We start from the raw sequence: 17,080 nt of genomic DNA, 5'->3' as shown, positions 1-17,080 counted from the left end.
CGCTATTCCTCTGGCTGACGGAGGTGGACGGTAGCAACAATCTGTTCAAATCTCAGAGCCCAATCTAGCCCTTGATCCCCTTGTACCGAGCTGGTACCTGCAATCTGGATCAGTTGTCGTTTGCCAGGAATTTCATGCAACAAACAAACCTGCTTTTGTTGCATCCGCACGCCCTGCTGCATCCAGGAATACTCTAAACGACAGCCATGCTGACCAGCCACCTCTACAGCCACTGGTTCTTGAATCGTGCGGAATTGCTGCAAGGAGCGTCCCAGCTCCAATACAAGCCGCTTTGAAATTTCCTCAAGCGTATCATCGATTTCAATAGGGCTATGCGAAATGACTAGGGTAAAGGGACTAGGTCCGCTCTCCGTAATCGTAAAAACATGATGCGTTTTGTCTTTCAGACCTGAAGGTAGAGCGAAACTCAATTCATTTGTATGATACCGATCCGCAGGCGATTGCTGTGAGATAGGCAAAGAATTCTCATCTGATAACATTGTTTCTCCAATCGGTGCCTTGAGTTAAATGGCACATAAGTCTGTTCTCACCGGCTGACAGTGCACAACGTACTACGTGGCGCAGCAATGCTATTTATCCAGTACCGGTGACGGAATCGGCGTCTCTCCATGAGCGCGCATCTGCTCACGCAATACCTTCGGAGTCGTAGGCGGCCATATCACCCCCAGAGCTACTAGGCGGTCACGTATAGTCAGCAAACGCGGTCTACGCGGCCAATTCGGGTCAACATGGTTCAATGCAACCTGAACGGCCCAAGCAAACGAGGTGCCAAGCCGGTCAACGTTCTTAGGGTTCGCGCCGTGAGCTAGTAAATAATCTATCGCGTCGAACTGATAACTTGCGAGGGCTTCATCTATAGCGGTTCGTCCCAGCGAATCACGTTTGTCGACATCCACTCGACGATCTACTAATAGCTTGAGGGACGGCATGAGATCGTCGCTGGCAACCGAAAAGATAAGTGGTTCTTCTCCATGCCTTAAATGATTAGGATCTAAGCCACCGTCCAGTAAGGCACGAAAGGCAAAATTTGATTTTCTCAATAAAATAAAATCAAGTGCAGTAGGTTTATCCGAATCTGCGGAATAGGGGTCCGGATTTGCACCTGCTTTAACTAAAGCGCTCAAGATGGCAAAGCGTTCGCTGGTGCCATCTTGTTCTACCGGAACAGTCTCTTGAAGCGCATAGAGAATTGGGGAGCCGCCGTTGATACCTGGCTTATTCAAATCCGTACCAGGAATCAAACGCACAACAGCAGCAAGATCACCGTCATAGATGGCCTTGCCCAATGCGATTTGTTTGGGATCGGTAAAAAAATGTTCAGGTGGATAACGTTTGAAGCCAGTCATTTCTGATCCTTTGGCAAAAAGGGGCGTCCATACAGGTGAGGTACTCACAACTACCGCGGCGAACGCCACAACCCCCACAATTGCAATGGTTTTATTTGTAAATTTGCGTGTCATTAATTCATTCCAAGGAGGCCGGTCAGCGTGCTTTGATCTTGCTGCACAATTTGACCAATACCATTGTTGACGTCTGACATCATGTGCCGTCTAACGGGATCGAAACTCGTCGGCTCCATAGTAACCGGTGTTCCAACTGCTTTCGGCATCATATCGCCAATCAACGACGTAGTTGGACTTGTAATGTGGTCCATCACAGTAGGCTCTTGCAGTCCCGTCAAGACCTCACCATCAACACGATACGCAGTGATCTGAGACGGGTGAACGACTCCCCCATAATGAGCTACTGTTTCAGGATTCAAGCCCGCTGCGTTAAATGTGGTAGCAGATGCTCCACTGGCCTGAGAGAAAGCAGAGATTGTCCCGCCACCCAAAGAATGACCAGTTCCATCTATACTGCCAGCCATCCCCGCGCGATCAATCTTCGTCCCCATGTCTACTGCGCGCTTGTAATACGAAGATTCCCCATTGATACCTTGCGCAAAGTTATTCTCCATATCATCGGACCAAGGGGCCAATTTTTGCGTTCCTTTCATTGCAATCGTTGGTTTCAACGAATCGCCAAATACCGCCGGATCAGGCGTATACATTTGTGCGCCGAAATTGGTACCTGCAATCTTGAAATCGCTGGGTTTTAGGCCATATGGTGCAAGAGCGGCTGGATCATTTGTCGAACTTTTCCAGCCAGGAGGTGGAGGTTTCGTCGGATCATAAACAGCCCCCGCCAGCAGTGCCATTTGCTGCGCCTTACGGCTTGCTTGAAGTTTCTGTGCCGCTGCACGAACTGCGGGATTCTGGCTCCGTAGCCCTTCGTCAATAATCGCTGTCTGCGCCGCCCACTGCGCCGCCAACGCTTGTTCCGGGGTCGGCGGCGGTGGGGCAGGATTAATGTTGACCGGTTCACCAAGAATCAAGTTTTCCGCCGTAGCGGTTGACGCGATCTTAAGACCTTTAATCGTAATACCATTCTGATCAATTGTGATCGAGTTATCTCCCACGACCAGCTTTATTTCAGTCTTGGCCGTGACATGCATATGCTTGTCGTTGACCGTCAAGTCATACCCACCCTCTGCCACGGTAATCGCAACATCCTTTTTGATGTTCTCGGTATGCCCACCACCGACATAAGTGCTCTTGTCGGCATGAACCGTGGTGCTCTGGTTGTTCTTGACCTTGACATGCATGTCGCGCTGGGCTTGCAAGGCCAATTGCTCGGCCCCATTCGTGTCAACCATCTTGAGTTCATTGAATCCGCCGCCCTTATGGGTCTTACTGCGGATACCCATCGTTTCACCAAAAGAGCCACCATAGGGATTTTGCGCCTCGCCGTTATACACGCGCCCTATGATGATTGGATTATCGGGATCCCCTTCGATGTAGCCCACGATAACTTCCTGGCCAATGCGCGGAGTAGCACCACCGCCCCATCCCTGGCCTGCCATAGGCTGAGATACGCGGACAAAAATCGTATCTTTGCCGTCCATCTTCCCCTGCCGGTCCCAATGAAAATGTATAGGTACACGGCCCTGTTTATCGACGTGTATTTCTTCCCCTTTTGGCCCCACGACAATAGCCGTGTGGGTGCCTTGAACAAAGGGTTTTGGCGTGACTTTGACGGGGCGGTAGGGAATATCCACCGGCAACGCGGTGAATGTATTTCGATAGGCCAGCTGGCCCTGGTGTTGCGTATAGTCGTTTGCGGCCTCGTGCTTAACGCTCAATAGCGCAAACTCTTTATCGTTATAGGTCGATGTCTTGTGATTGACTAATTTGAACTTTCCGCCCGCCACCATCGCACGCGCATAACCACCCCCGGTAAACTCATGAGCACGGACTTCTTCAGCCTGCATTGCAAAAGTGGCGTATCGCTCACCTTGCGCACGGCTATCGTACAAGCTGTGATAATCGTAGTGCTCGGTATTGGTAATCTGACTGTGCTGCAAGGTGGTTGGGACCTCGACATGCAGTAGAGGTGTTGACGGCGTCTCGTAGTTGAAGTCCCGGAAAGTCATTTTACCTACCCGATACTGGAAGGCTTCGTCCCACTGCTCAATGCTATCGCGCTGAGCCGCCGCCGCTGTGCCGTAGTAGTCAATCGACTTGAAGCCCTTCATCTCGCTGAAGAAGTCGTTGTTATCTGAAATGACCAGGACGTGCTTGTCCTCTTCATGACGGAACCAGTAAGCCAGTCCCTCTTGTTCCATCAATCTCGACACGAAATTAAAATCGGACTCCCGATATTGAACAATATATTCAAATTTTTCGTATTCCGACTGTAGATGAAATTCAACGTCTCTGAATCCGTAGCCATCAAAGACTTCCTTGAGAATTTCCTCGGGTGTCTTGCCAATAAAAATCCGGCTGTCTTTGCTGCGGTCGAGAAACCACAACCACGGCTTCACGTCGGCCGTGTAGCGAGTCACGCTGCCGGAATCACCAACTCGGCCAAAGCGGCTGACATAGCCATGAAAGAATCGCTCTTTCGGTGGAACCTCATCTCCGGCCCCGGTCAGCACATTCCCGAGACCCGGCCCGTCTTTAGAAATGAGCAATCGAAGCAGCACGGGTTTCCCGACAATATCTTTGCCATTTAAGTCAGGCGAATAGGACATCATATCAAGTGCGACATGAAACAAGTCGTTGACATGTTCGTCAGCAATCATGGTGTTGACCAGCAGCGCATCTTCGCCAAACGGTGACTCAAGTCGGATGATACGTCCCTGCTGGGTCAATTTTCCTGAGCTGCCAGTCAAGCTATTGATAGCATCGGCAATCGTCGCGGGGGTTTTACCGCCCAAAAGCGAGGCGGCGGTTTGTGCCAGTTGAGCCGCTTGCGATGCTTGTCCCAGCACTTGAGCCGCAGCAGTACCGCTGCCAAATGTTCCCGCTAAGCCAGCTACCTGCCCAAGCATTCCAGAAGCACTCGGCAGGCTCAATCCCGAGCCACCGCCATTACCGTTCGATGCAAAACTCATTCTTCTTCCCCCTGCAAATCCTTGATGGACTTACCTACGGATGCCAGCAGTGTCTGGCAGATTCGATGACACATTCCGCGACCTAACCGGCGCAAGCAATAACTTTTGCAATTGACTCCTGACACAAAAGAACCGCAGCATCGAGACGCAGCGGTTTTTCTTGTCAACACAACCTATGAATTACACGACCTTGTTGGTTGCCAAATCCCAGCCGCCGGAAGTATTGCCGCCGGAGCCGCCACCAATTTTTTGCTGGGTATATTTCCATTTGACCTGAGAATACTTCAGGCTCACGTTTTCGCTCAGCACGTCGCCTTCTTGGACTGATGGCGTGACATCGGAAATAAGCAGATTGGTCAGTTCGATTTCAAAGTACTTGATGCGGTCGCCTTTACCGTCAGCACGTAAGAACTCAAATTTGGCCTTTGGAATGGTCTTGCCCGAAGAACAGTTTTGCAAGAGCAGCGGTGTAGCCAAATCGGCGATCTTGGTAATCACGATGTCCCTGTGTTCGCAGCGCTCAGCGGTGTGACCGCCACCAGTCGAAGCCGTGGCCGATTTAGGCTGCAGCACTTCCCACTGTACCGACTTGCATTCGATCCAATCCTTATGCGCGCTATCGGTCGACTCTCCCTTGATGCCGTCAATTTGCAGATAAACGTCTATTGCCATGATGATCCCCTTGTCATTAAGTCAAATTCATTAACGCACGCTGTTGCGCAATCACGCAGAGCGAAGCTGATAACCTGTCAAACGAAAGATAGCAACCCAGAAAATTACACGAAATTACCTACAGTTTGATGACACCGCATCCGGAATGCCGCGTAGTAAATACAGAACGGGCGGTCTATCAAAGACAACAATCTTACTACCATATGAGCATAGAGCATTGCAAACAAATGTTTCGCCATTGGAATAAATTAAATGTTTCAAAATAACAACAATGTCCATTTGTTACGTCGGCGCGCGGTCATCCTCCCGCCACGCCTGCCCGCTAAATTGGGCGGTTTCGACTCAAATTTCCAAAGATGACTCACATAGGGAAAACTTGTCGGCGAAGGGCGAAAACGCGTAGAGAAAACGCGACGTAAAATGACGCATGCGGAGGGGTAGAAACGCGGAAATGATGTGGGCAAGAAAAAAAACTGATTTTAGATTTGACCTCTGGGAATGGTAACCTTGGTAACCTGCCCTACCTTTCTCTTGTAAGTGATTGATTTTTATAGAATTAGGTAGTTAAGCGCCTGCTGAACTTGACTCGCTCTCCTATCCGCAAGTACCTGTGCCGCAGTGCGAGCATTGCTCTGGCAAGCTGTTCTCGCCAGAGCCCCCTGCCAGCCTAAAATGGCTTGCGCTCATCCCCGGCTGGCGTGACGTGGGTAGGTTGCAACTTCGGCACAGGCTGCTCCTTGAGCTTTTCCGAGAGCAGCTTTAACGCTGCGTCCAATTGCGCGTCTTCGCCGTCAAAACTGGCGTGCGGCAAATTGTCGACCTCGACATCCGGACTGACGCCGGCGCCCTCGATCATCCACTCGCCGCTCTTGACCGAAAAAACACCGAATTCCGCGGCGCGCGCCCTGCCCTTATCTACCAGGCTGTTGCCATCCGATAGCCAGACACCGGCGCCCGCTGTGCGCTTGCCGATCACGGTGCCGATTCCCAGCGCCTTGATGCCGGCCGTAAAACTCTCGCCGTCTGAATAGGTGAGCTCATCAGCCAGCACGACTAGATGCCCGCGGAAAGTTTGCGGCATGTTGGTGTAGGGCTTGCCGTCGCGCGGAACCCAGAACGACCAGGTACGGCGCAGCAGTTTTTCCAGTATCCAGCTGTCGATATTGCCGCCTTGATTGCGGCGGACATCGATGATCAGGCCCTCGCGGTCGTAGTTGGCATAGAATTCCCGCGCAAACGTCGCGATATCGTTGCCGGTCATCGCCCGCAAATGCAGGTAACCGATGCGCGACTGGCCGACGCGCTCAACTTGCTTGCGGCGCGCCAACTCCCAGTCGCCGTAGCGCAAGCTGACTTGGCGCTCCCGCGCCACCGGGATGACCACGGCGGATTTCTCGCTTCCGCCACGTTTAATCTTCAACAAGGTCTGCTGGCCGGCCAGGTTGCGCAGCAGGTCTGCAATATCGCGTGCCTTGGCAACGGATTTGCCGTTGACGGCAACGATCACATCGTCGTCCCTGACATCAACGCCAGGCGCCGCCAGCGGCGAGCGTTGATCCGGCAATTCAACTTCGCTACGGTAAATGTGCTTGACGCGGGCGCCGTCGGCAGTGCGCTCCAGGACGGCGCCCAGGAATGCCGGAGTATTACCGTCGGTGGCGCGGCGCAGATCGCCGGGAACAATTTGCGAGTGCATGGTGGATACCTCGCTGACCATCATGCCGATCACATCGTTCAGTTCCGCGCGGTCGCCGACGCGCTCCAGCAAGCTTGCGTACTTGCTCTTGACGGCGGGCCAGTCGGCCCCACGCATCTTGGCGTCGAACAGGTAGTCGCGGTGCATGCGCCATGCATCCTGAAAAATCTGCTGCCATTCTTCTTTCGGATGCAGGACGATAGACCAGTCGGCAATCCGCACCAGCGACTTGGAGGTGTCGGAGGGGGCATTTTTTGCGGCATCGACAATGAACATGTCTCCGCTGTCTTTTTCCTTGAATTTCCGGAAGTAGATCTTTTTCCTGTCGCCGGAAAGCGCGTACTCTTGCAATTCACCGGCGAAGAGTTCCGGTTTCAATTCCTTGTTGTCGATAGCGATGCTCTTGAGCTCCGCTTTGACATTCTCGCCACGCGCGCGCTCCAGGTAGTAGAGACGGCTGTCGCTGACTTGCAAAGCACCGTAATTGCCGGCACCCAGCGGGACTTCAAACAAGCGTTCTTGCAACCCTTGCCAGCTGATCAAAGGCAAGGATTTTGCCGATTTGCTGTTGGTCTTGGCATCAGCCGCGATGTCTTTTTTCGATTTATTGCGCTCACTGTCATCCTGCTTGTTGTCATCGCCGTCCTTTTCATCTGGATTCTTCTTGGCGTTTTCCAGCTCGTCTTTTGCTTGAAACGGAAAGCGCAGGCCGGCCTGCAAAGCATAAGCATAGACGCGCGTGCGGCGGTCAAAATACGGCCCCATGTTGCGGTCGCCCCAAGGCGCGCCGTCAATCGGCTCGAAATTGCGGTCGGAAAGAAAGTAAAGCCAGTGACCGTCGGCTGAAAAGGCCGGCGAGCGCGATTCGTATTTGTCGCTGGTCAAGCTGTGCATCTGGCGCGCATTCACGTCATACAAAGCAATCTGGTTCAATTGATGCGCGGTCCCCGGTCGCACTGAGGCAAGCGTGCGGCTGTCCGGCGACCAGACAACGTCGCTGAAATCCGCGCTTTCGCTGTGATCGATGATGTCGTTCTTGCGGCTGGCCAGGTTAAGCAGCGCTAGATCGCCGCTCTTGTTCCAATGCGCGATCCATTTGCCGTCCGGCGATTCCTTCATGGAGACGCGCTGCATATGGCCATCTTGCGTCAATTGCTGACCGCTGCCGCTGCCGTCGGCGGCAAAGCGCCAGATTTCCTGTTCGCCGCTGGCATCGCAGATGGCATATACCCATTTGCCATCGTAGGAAACAAACGCTTCCGATGCGCGGCTGTTGTCGGGCGCCGCGATATCGACCCGCCGGATTGCCCCTACGCTGGCCAGCACGATGTGGCCGCGCGCCGTGATCGCAATCTGGCGGCCGTCAGGAGAGAAATTGCTGCTGCTCATATAGGTGAGCGGCTTGCGCAGCAGGCGTTCAAGCCCTGCTTCGTGATCCGATACCAGCTCAAGGCTCAAGGTCTTGTCGTTGCCGTCGGCAATGGCGTATACATGCAAGTCCGCACCCATTTGATAGACGATCTTGCCTACGTCTAGTGCTGCATTACGCACAGCCCATTCCTTATGCGCTGTGAGCTGCTTCACATCGCTGCCGTCGCGCTGCATGGACCACAGATTGTCGTTACCGTCGCGGTTGCTGATGAAATACAAACGCCCATTCCACCACATCGGCTGTCTGTCGGAGCCGGAAAAGCTGCCAGACAGCTTGACTGCTTCGCCCGGCTGGTCCATGTCATAACGCCAGAGTTGCGCCGCAGCGCCGCCCTTGTATTGTTTGGCGTTGTCGCCGGTGGCGACCAGTCCCAGGCGTGTGAAATATAGCGATTTTCCGCTGTCGTCGACAGTTGCTTCAGTGGCGTCTGCTAAAGGAAATACATGTTTTTTCAGGCTATCGGGGTCGACTGCCGCGACCACGCTTTGCGACGCCGGGCCGGTTTCATTCTGAGTCCGGTACAGCACCTCTCCCTGCGCCGTCCATCCCAACGGCATGGCATTGGCGCCATCAAACGTGATGCGCCTGGGTGCGCCGCCGCTAACCGGCATCACGAATAGGTCGGACGGTCCTTCATAGGACGCCGCATAAGCAACCCATTTTCCGTCGGGTGACAAGCTGGCATGCGCATCGCCATTCAGATGCGTCGTCAGCCGCGTAGCTTTGCCGCCGTCCAGCGATGCCGACCAGACGTCGCCCTGCGATGTAAAAACGACGGTCTCGGCATGCAAGGACGGATAGCGGAAATAATCTTTAGGGTAGGCGGGGAGCAGTGAGGAATAAAGACTGAAAGCTAAAAAAACGTGCTTGATTTTCATAAGGAATGATCAAAAATGGCAGCCAACGCATAAATACCCGGTCGGATTGTCACTCCCAAAGTGTCTGTCGCGCAAGCAGAAGACCGATACAGCTGCTCAATCGTGCATCAGCCCCTGCTACTACTTGCATAAATAGTTTCCTCATGGGAACATATCGCTTGTGAACTTGCGCCTGCAACGACTTCATACCAACGCGCGATGGGGCCATCCACAAAGCGACTGCCAATAAAAAAACCGGCGACTTTCAGCACCGGTTTTTTGTCGCGCAAGCAGCGCATGTACATCTTGTCGAGATCAACGCCGCTGCGGATAGATATCGCGGCCTGCGCGGTCGATCTGTTGGCGCAAGGCGCGTCGTTCATCCGCCGACATGCGGTTGCGCGCATTGCCTTCGTTCTGTTCGGCGTTGCGCTCGCGTCCTTGCCACTGTTCATCTGGCGCTGGACCGCGGCGTGGTTCATACTGAGATGGCGGCATACGGCGTTCGCCACGTTCCTCAGGTCCTCGGTCGGAACGTGCAGAGGCGCTCATTATTGCCGACAGCAACAATAAACAAACACTGATTTTCCGAAACTTCATCATCATATGGACTTCTTTGCTGTGTGTTCAGGATAACGGTTAAGATTAATCGTCACGAATTAAGTGTAAGCTCCTCACCTAATCGCCATAAGACGTTTTTGGTAAAGTTTGTAACACTTTGTAATCCATGGGTCTTAACTGTATTTTTGATGCGCACTCTGAAGTTACCATATGACCATGAATACGATCAACACCCCAACACAAACATCTACGGCCCACCAGCATAAAATTCTGGTGGTCGACGACGACATTCGCTTGCGCGATCTGCTGCGACGCTATCTGACGGAGCAAGGCTTCCAGGTGGTCACCGCGGAAAACGCGCAAGCCATGAACAAGTTGTGGATACGCGAACGCTACGACCTGCTGGTGCTCGACCTGATGCTGCCAGGCGAAGACGGCCTGGCCATCTGCCGCCGTTTGCGCGGCGCCGGCGACCAGACGCCGATCATCATGCTGACCGCCAAAGGCGAGGACGTGGACCGCATCGTCGGCCTGGAAATGGGCGCGGACGATTACCTGCCGAAGCCGTTCAACCCGCGCGAACTGGTGGCCCGCATCGGCGCCGTACTGCGCCGCAAGGGACCGGACGAATTGCCGGGCGCACCGTCGGAAACGCCGCAGTCCTTCGAATTCGGCGAGTTCATCCTGGACCTCGGCACCCGTACCCTGAAAAAGAACGGCGAATCGATTCCCCTGACCACCGGCGAATTCTCCGTGCTCAAGGTGTTTGCACGCCATGCGCGGCAACCGCTGTCGCGCGAAAAACTGATGGAACTGGCGCGCGGCCGCGAATATGAAGTCTTCGACCGCAGCCTGGATGTGCAAATCTCGCGCCTGCGCAAGCTGATCGAACCGGATCCGGCCAGCCCGCTCTACATTCAAACGGTATGGGGACTGGGCTACGTGTTCATTCCGGAAGGCCAGCCGCGTTGATGCCTGTTTGCGCAGTATGGCTCTCCCAAGAAAATTGCATCGCGTGGCCGCATGGTAGGCACTAACCGCCTGGCTTGGCTGAAAAGCGGTCTGCTATGGCGGACCTTTTTCATGCTGGCCTTCCTGATCACGGTCAGCATGGTGGCCTGGGTCGCCAGTTTCCGTATCGTCGAGCGAGGCCCGCGAGCGCAAGCGCTGGCGGCGCAGATCATTTCGATCGTCACAATCACCCGCGCCGCCCTCACCCACTCCGCCCCCGATTTGCGGCGCGAGCTGTTGTTCGATCTCGCCAGCAACGAAGGCATCCGCATCTATCCGCTAGAAGACACCGACCAGATCGATCCGCCGGTTGACGATGCCATCATGCCGGACCTGGAAAAGGAAGTGCGGTCGAAGCTCGGCAACCAGACCCGTTTTTCTTCCAAGGTCAACGAGATCGGCGGCTTCTGGGTCAGCTTCAAAATCGACGGCGATGAATACTGGCTGGTGCTGGACCGCGAACGGGTCGAGCGCGGCTCCGGCGTGCAATGGCTGCAATGGGCCAGCGTGGCGCTGATCCTGTCGCTGCTGGGGGCGATGTTCATTTCCACCCTGATCAACCAGCCGCTGTCGCGCTTGACGGCGGCGACGCGGGCCGTGGCCAAGGGCTTGCAGCCGGAACCGCTTCCGGAAACCGGACCGACCGAGATCGAAGAAGCCAACCGCAGCTTCAACCAGATGGTCAGCGACCTGCAGCGCATCGAATCGGACCGCGCCATCATCCTGGCCGGCATCTCGCACGACCTGCGCACGCCGCTGGCGCGCATGCTGCTGGAAGTCGAAATGGCGAATCTGACGGACGACGCCCGCAGCGGCATGCAATCCGACCTGGCGCAGATGGATGGCATCATCGGCCAGTTCCTGCACTACGCCAAGCCGACTGATACCAGCAGTTTCGAGAAAATCAACCTGAGCGAACTGATCGAGAACGTGGTGCAAACCGCGGAACGCCAGGCCGATATCCGGATTCAAGCCCAGATCGCGCCGGATATCTACGTCTCCGGCAACGAAACCGAACTGCGCCGGGTACTCAACAACGTTATCGAAAATTCCCGCCGTTACGGCAAGCAGGATGGCGCCGATTGCGTTGATATCGATATCAGCGTCCAGGCGCGCCAGGACCGGGCGCTGGTGACCCTGGCCGACCACGGCCCGGGTATTCCCGAAGGTGAGATAGACCGCTTGCTGCGGCCGTTCACCCGCCTCGACGTTGCCCGCGGCCAGGCCAACGGCTCAGGCCTGGGGCTGGCGATCGTCAGCCGCATCGTCAAACAGCATGGCGGCAAGCTGCGCGTCAGCAACCGCGAAGGCGGCGGTCTGTCGAGCCAGATCGAACTGCAGCTGAGCTGATTGTAGGGTGGGCACTCTGTGCCCACGCGTGAATTCGCACTATCTGCAAACCTGCTTCGACTTCGGGCATGCCTGTGCTCCGGCTATCACGGTCACGCGTGGGCATTGCATGCCCACCCTACATCCCGATCAGCGTGCGAACAACAGGGCCACGGCCTCCGCTGCGATGCCCTCTTCCCGTCCCAGGTAGCCCAGCTTCTCGTTGGTCTTGGCCTTGACGTTGACCTGGCCGACGGCGATGCCGCAATCGGCAGCAATGTGCGCCACCATCTGCGGGATATGCGGCGCCATTTTCGGCGCCTGGGCGATGATGGTCGAATCGATGTTTCCGACTACATAGCCGGCTTCGCCTATCAGGCGCACGGCTTCCCGCAGCAGCTTGCGCGAATCGGCGCCGGCAAACTGCGCATCGGTATCGGAAAAATGACGGCCGATATCGCCCAATGCGGCTGCGCCGAACAGCGCGTCGATAATCGCATGCAGCAGGACGTCGGCATCCGAATGGCCCAGCAAGCCGGTTTTATGCGGAATCGTGACGCCGCCGATAATCAATGGCCGGCCCACTTGCAAAGCGTGGCAATCATAACCCTGACCAATGCGGAACTGCTGATTCATGTCTGCTCCCTCATACCTGTTCCTTTAAAAACATTTCTGCCAAGGCGACGTCGTGCGGCAGCGTCACCTTGAAATTGCGCGGACTACCCTCGACCAGGCGCGGCTGCAAGCCCAGCAGCTCGACCGCGCCGGCCTCGTCGGTCACCGCCTCGGCCAGCATCAGGGCGCGCGTCAGCAAGCCGTGGCGGAACATCTGCGGCGTTTGCGCCGCCCACAAGCCGCTGCGCTCGACCGTTTGCGCCACGCGCGCATTCTGGTCGCCGCGCTTGAGCGTATCGACCACCGGCAGCGCCAGTAAGCCGCCTACCCGGTCGTCTTTCAAGGCGGCGATCAGCTGCGCAATCAAATCCTGGGTCAAGCCGGGCCGGGCGGCGTCGTGCACCAACATCCAGTCGTCCTCGTCGACCTGCTCCTTGATGGCCTGCAAGCCGTTCAGCACCGAGGCCTGGCGGCTTGCGCCGCCGTGGTACAGCACCGTCACCCGCCCCTGCAAATGCGGCGCGGCCGCCATCAGATCGGCGATATAGCCATCGTCAGGGCTGACCACCACGAATACGTGACTGATCTCGCTGGCGGCGGCAAATGTCCTCAGGACATGCATCAGCATCGGCTGGCCGGCCAAAGGCATATATTGTTTAGGAATCGCCGCTCCCAGCCGGGCGCCAACGCCGGCCGCCGGAATCAGGGCAAAATGGCGGGATGGACTCATGCGCAATGGCCTCGCTGCAGTTGCTGAAGAAATGTCATGAATAATTTACACAAATAGCGAAAAACCGCTGCCTGCCCGGCAATCCGTCGCCGGATTCGGCATTCAAGCCCGTGGTTTATAATGCGGCTCTGAATTTTAACTGTCAAATCAGGCGTATTGTGGCTTTTTTTGACCATGCAAGACCACCGGCAAGCCCTGCGCATCCCATCGATTGCACCGTCGCTTGCCTTACGTTTCATGTTAACAGGCTCTAATGTCCCTTGATCTAGAAAAATTGCTGCCCAAGCCGGCCACGCGTTTTGCCTTGCCGGCCTTGCATGGTTCGGCCGATGCCTATGCCCTGGCGCAGGCCGCGTTGGCGCTCAAGCCGCAGCAGCAGATGCTGGTGGTGATCGTGGCGAACGCCAGCGACGGCCAGCGCCTGCGCACGGAAATTCCGTGGTTCCAGGCCAGCAACGAACAATCCAACGGCTTGCGCTGCCATTTGCTGCCGGACTGGGAAACCCTGCCCTACGATGCCTTTTCGCCGCACCAGGACCTGGTCTCGGAGCGCCTCGCCACGCTGTATGAGGTGCAGAGCGGCCAGTGCGATGTCTTGCTGGTGCCAGCCACCACGGCGCTGGTGCGGATGGCGCCGCCCTCTTTCCTGGCCGGCTACACTTTCTTTTTCAAGCAAGGCGAGACGCTCGACGAAGCGCGGCTCAAGACGCAGCTGACGCTGGCCGGCTACAGCCACGTCAACCAGGTCATGTCGCCCGGCGAATACTCGGTGCGCGGCGGCCTGATCGATATTTTCCCGATGGGTTCGGTCTTGCCCTACCGGCTCGATCTGTTCGGCGACGCCATCGAAACCATCCGCACGTTTGACGCCGACACCCAGCGCTCGCTCTATCCGGTGAAAGAAGTGCGCCTGCTGCCGGGCCGCGAATTCCCCATGGACGAAGCGGCCCGCTCGGCCTTCCGCAGCCGCTGGCGCGAAGTGTTCGAGGGCGATCCCTCGCGTTCTGCGATCTACAAGGACATCGGCAACGGCATCGCCTCGGCTGGCATCGAGTACTACTTGCCGCTATTCTTCGAACAAACCGCCACCCTGTTCGACTACCTGCCGGCGGACGCCACTTTCGCCCTGGTGGGCGACATCGACGGCGCCATCCAGCGCTTCTGGGGCGATACCCAGTCGCGCTACAAATTCCTGAAGTCGGACCGCGAGCGGCCTTTGCTGGCGCCGGAAGCGCTGTTCCTGACCGCTGAAAATTTCTTCGCCCTGGCCAAACCCTTCGGACGCTGGGTGATCCAGCACAGCGACGCCGCTTCCGACCTGTCGGCGCCGATTCCGAATATCGCGGTGAACCGCCGCATCGACGATCCGCTGACCAACCTGCGCGCCTATCTGCTGCAGAGCGGCAGCCGGGTCATGATCTGCGCCGAAACCAACGGCCGCCGCGAAACCCTGCAGCAGTATTTCAATGAATACGGCCTGCCGCTGGCCTTGTGCGACGGCTATGCCGATTTCATCACGTCGACGCAGAAACTGATGCTGGGCGTGGCGCCACTGCACGCCGGTTTCGAGCTGCAGCAACTGAGCTTCATCACCGAAACCGAGCTGTATGCCGGTTCCGGCCGCAGGATAGGCAAGAAGAAGCAGGAAGGCGCGACCCAGGTCGAATCGATGGTGCGCGACCTGTCCGAACTGAAGATCGGCGACCCGGTGGTGCATATCAACCACGGCATCGGCCGCTACATGGGCCTGCTCAGCATGGACCTGGGCGAAGGCGAGACCGAGTTCCTGCACCTGGAATACGCCAAGGACACCAAGCTGTACGTGCCGGTTTCGCAGCTGCATGTGATTTCGCGCTACTCCGGCGCCTCGCCGGAAGATGCGCCGCTGCATGCGCTCGGCTCCGGCCAGTGGGAAAAGGCCAAGCGCCGCGCCGCCCAGCAAGTGCGCGATACCGCGGCCGAACTGCTCAACCTGTATGCCCGCCGCGCGCTGCGCCAGGGCCACGCTTTCGAATATTCGGCGCATGACTACGAAGCCTTCTCGGAAAGCTTCGGGTTTGAAGAAACCGCCGACCAGGCCGCCGCCATCAATGCCGTGATCAAGGACATGACCAGCGGCAAACCGATGGACCGGTTGATCTGCGGCGATGTCGGCTTCGGCAAGACCGAAGTCGCCTTGCGCGCTGCCTTTGTCGCGGTGCTGGGCGGCAAGCAGGTCGCAATCCTGGCCCCGACCACCCTGCTGGCGGAGCAACACGCGCAGACTTTCGCCGACCGCTTTGCCGACTGGCCGGTAAAGATCGCCGAACTGTCGCGCTTCCGCTCCGGCAAGGAAATTACGCAAGCGATCAAGGGCATGGCCGACGGCACCTTGGACATCGTGATCGGCACCCACAAGCTGCTGTCGGACGATATCAAGTTTTCTCGGCTGGGGCTGGTGATCATCGACGAGGAACATCGTTTCGGCGTACGCCAGAAAGAAGCGCTGAAGGCGCTGCGCGCCGAAGTCGACGTGCTGACGCTGACCGCCACGCCGATCCCGCGCACCCTGGGCATGGCGCTGGAAGGCTTGCGCGAATTCTCCATCATCGCCACCGCGCCGCAAAAGCGCCTGGCAATCAAGACCTTCGTCCGCAGCGAAGGCGAATCGACCATCCGCGAAGCCTGCCTGCGCGAACTGAAACGCGGCGGCCAGGTGTACTTCCTGCACAATGAAGTGGAAACCATCCAGAACCGCAAAGCCATGCTGGAAGCCTTGCTGCCGGAAGCGCGCATCGCCGTTGCCCACGGCCAGATGCATGAGCGCGACCTGGAAAAGGTGATGCGCGACTTCGTCGCCCAGCGCTTCAACATCCTGCTGTGCACCACCATCATCGAAACCGGCATCGACGTGCCGACTGCCAACACCATCATCATGCACCGCGCCGACAAGTTCGGCCTGGCCCAGCTGCACCAGCTGCGCGGCCGCGTCGGCCGTTCGCATCACCAGGCCTACGCCTACCTGCTGGTGCACGACGTGCAGGGCCTGACCAAGCTGGCGCAGCGCCGGCTGGATGCGATCCAGCAAATGGAAGAACTCGGCAGCGGCTTCTACCTGGCTATGCACGACCTGGAAATCCGCGGCGCCGGCGAGGTGCTGGGCGATAACCAGTCCGGCGAAATGCACGAGATCGGCTTCCAGCTGTATTCCGACATGCTCAATGAAGCGGTGCGGGCGCTGAAGAACGGCCAGGAGCCGGACCTGGCGGCGCCGTTATCAACCACCACGGAAATCAACCTGCATGTGCCGGCCCTGCTGCCCAACGATTACTGCGGCGATGTCCACGAGCGGCTATCGATCTACAAACGGCTGGCCAACTGCAATGCGCAAGACAAGATCGACGACCTGCAGGAAGAATTGATCGACCGCTTCGGCAAGCTGCCGGATCCGGCCAAGGCGCTGATCGAGACGCACCGGCTGCGGATTTCCGCCAAGTCCATCGGCATCGTCAAGATCGACGCCCATACCGATTCGGCCTTGCTGCAGTTCTTGCCGAATCCGCCGATCGACGCCATGCGCATCATCGAGCTGATCCAGAAAAACCGCCATATCAAGCTCAACGGCCAGGACAAGCTGCGGATTACCGTCAACATGCCGGACCTGGCGGCGCGCCTGACCCAGGTCAAAGCCACCATCAAAGCCCTGGCAGGATGAAACTGCCTGCCCGATCATTTATATTTG

The 17,080-nt window shown here is 56.9% G+C and carries 11 protein-coding genes; 3 read left to right on the top strand and 8 right to left on the bottom strand.

The genetic code is table 11. The annotated features are described in order from the left end of the window. Positions 1-2: 2 nt before the first annotated feature. The 6 genes from CPter91_RS10825 to CPter91_RS10800 form a co-directional block, all read right to left on the bottom strand. Positions 3-500: a DcrB-related protein gene (locus tag CPter91_RS10825; RefSeq protein WP_082792765.1), complete on the bottom strand. Its 498-nt coding sequence runs from the start codon at positions 498-500 to the stop codon at positions 3-5. Between the two features lie 90 nt (positions 501-590). Beyond that, entirely contained in the window at positions 591-1,481 is an 891-nt protein-coding gene (locus tag CPter91_RS10820) for an ankyrin repeat domain-containing protein (protein ID WP_061940078.1), read from the bottom strand. Then, positions 1,481-4,456 (bottom strand): type VI secretion system tip protein TssI/VgrG, encoded by a 2,976-nt coding sequence (locus tag CPter91_RS10815; protein ID WP_082792764.1) that lies wholly within the window; start codon positions 4,454-4,456, stop codon positions 1,481-1,483. Before CPter91_RS10815 ends, CPter91_RS10820 begins: the two co-directional genes overlap by 1 nt. 180 nt (positions 4,457-4,636) lie before the next feature. Then, positions 4,637-5,128: an Hcp family type VI secretion system effector gene (locus CPter91_RS10810; RefSeq protein ID WP_061940075.1), complete on the bottom strand. Its 492-nt coding sequence runs from the start codon at positions 5,126-5,128 to the stop codon at positions 4,637-4,639. Positions 5,129-5,795: 667 nt separating this feature from the next. Further along, complete coding sequence (locus CPter91_RS10805; protein WP_061940072.1) at positions 5,796-9,134, bottom strand: S41 family peptidase; 3,339 nt, start codon at positions 9,132-9,134, stop codon at positions 5,796-5,798. Positions 9,135-9,428: 294 nt separating this feature from the next. Beyond that, a complete protein-coding gene (locus tag CPter91_RS10800) occupies positions 9,429-9,611 on the bottom strand; it encodes a hypothetical protein (protein ID WP_061940071.1) in 183 nt (60 codons plus the stop codon). A gap of 273 nt (positions 9,612-9,884) precedes the next feature. Here CPter91_RS10800 and ompR point away from each other — a divergent pair, with 273 nt between their 5' ends. Further along, positions 9,885-10,646, top strand: coding sequence for an osmolarity response regulator transcription factor OmpR (ompR, locus tag CPter91_RS10795; RefSeq protein WP_269465474.1), 762 nt, complete (start codon positions 9,885-9,887; stop codon positions 10,644-10,646). A 51-nt stretch (positions 10,647-10,697) separates the two neighbouring features. After that, positions 10,698-12,035 carry a sensor histidine kinase gene (locus CPter91_RS10790; protein ID WP_061940069.1) on the top strand — a complete coding sequence of 446 codons (1,338 nt, stop codon included), beginning with the start codon at positions 10,698-10,700 and terminating at the stop codon, positions 12,033-12,035. Between the two features lie 129 nt (positions 12,036-12,164). Here the strand turns inward: CPter91_RS10790 and ispF are convergent, their stop codons facing one another. Continuing rightward, the gene (gene ispF, locus CPter91_RS10785; protein WP_061940067.1) at positions 12,165-12,650 is read right to left on the bottom strand and encodes a 2-C-methyl-D-erythritol 2,4-cyclodiphosphate synthase; all 486 of its coding nucleotides are present in this window, start codon (positions 12,648-12,650) and stop codon (positions 12,165-12,167) included. 10 nt (positions 12,651-12,660) lie between these two features. Next, positions 12,661-13,359, bottom strand: coding sequence for a 2-C-methyl-D-erythritol 4-phosphate cytidylyltransferase (ispD, locus tag CPter91_RS10780; RefSeq protein ID WP_099047187.1), 699 nt, complete (start codon positions 13,357-13,359; stop codon positions 12,661-12,663). A gap of 253 nt (positions 13,360-13,612) precedes the next feature. On the opposite strand from ispD, the gene mfd reads away from it, so the two are divergent. Beyond that, complete coding sequence (gene mfd, locus CPter91_RS10775) at positions 13,613-17,053, top strand: transcription-repair coupling factor (RefSeq protein WP_061940063.1); 3,441 nt, start codon at positions 13,613-13,615, stop codon at positions 17,051-17,053. Positions 17,054-17,080: the final 27 nt, after the last annotated feature.

The sequence above is a fragment of the Collimonas pratensis genome (assembly GCF_001584185.1).
Lineage (GTDB): Bacteria > Pseudomonadota > Gammaproteobacteria > Burkholderiales > Burkholderiaceae_D > Collimonas > Collimonas pratensis.
The sequence above is the reverse complement of the archived record's forward strand: the minus strand, read 5'-3'. Positions and strand labels throughout refer to the sequence as shown.

What these genes read in the sequence shown, in the direction of transcription:
- CPter91_RS10825 (WP_082792765.1), bottom strand. Translation starts at nt 500, where the DNA reads ATGTTATCAGATGAGAATTCTTTGCCTATCTCACAGCAATCGCCTGCG.
- CPter91_RS10820 (WP_061940078.1), bottom strand. Translation starts at nt 1,481, where the DNA reads ATGACACGCAAATTTACAAATAAAACCATTGCAATTGTGGGGGTTGTG.
- CPter91_RS10815 (WP_082792764.1), bottom strand. Translation starts at nt 4,456, where the DNA reads ATGAGTTTTGCATCGAACGGTAATGGCGGTGGCTCGGGATTGAGCCTG.
- CPter91_RS10810 (WP_061940075.1), bottom strand. Translation starts at nt 5,128, where the DNA reads ATGGCAATAGACGTTTATCTGCAAATTGACGGCATCAAGGGAGAGTCG.
- CPter91_RS10805 (WP_061940072.1), bottom strand. Translation starts at nt 9,134, where the DNA reads ATGAAAATCAAGCACGTTTTTTTAGCTTTCAGTCTTTATTCCTCACTG.
- CPter91_RS10800 (WP_061940071.1), bottom strand. Translation starts at nt 9,611, where the DNA reads ATGCCGCCATCTCAGTATGAACCACGCCGCGGTCCAGCGCCAGATGAA.
- ompR (WP_269465474.1), top strand. Translation starts at nt 9,885, where the DNA reads ATGACCATGAATACGATCAACACCCCAACACAAACATCTACGGCCCAC.
- CPter91_RS10790 (WP_061940069.1), top strand. Translation starts at nt 10,698, where the DNA reads ATGGTAGGCACTAACCGCCTGGCTTGGCTGAAAAGCGGTCTGCTATGG.
- ispF (WP_061940067.1), bottom strand. Translation starts at nt 12,650, where the DNA reads ATGAATCAGCAGTTCCGCATTGGTCAGGGTTATGATTGCCACGCTTTG.
- ispD (WP_099047187.1), bottom strand. Translation starts at nt 13,359, where the DNA reads ATGAGTCCATCCCGCCATTTTGCCCTGATTCCGGCGGCCGGCGTTGGC.
- mfd (WP_061940063.1), top strand. Translation starts at nt 13,613, where the DNA reads ATGTCCCTTGATCTAGAAAAATTGCTGCCCAAGCCGGCCACGCGTTTT.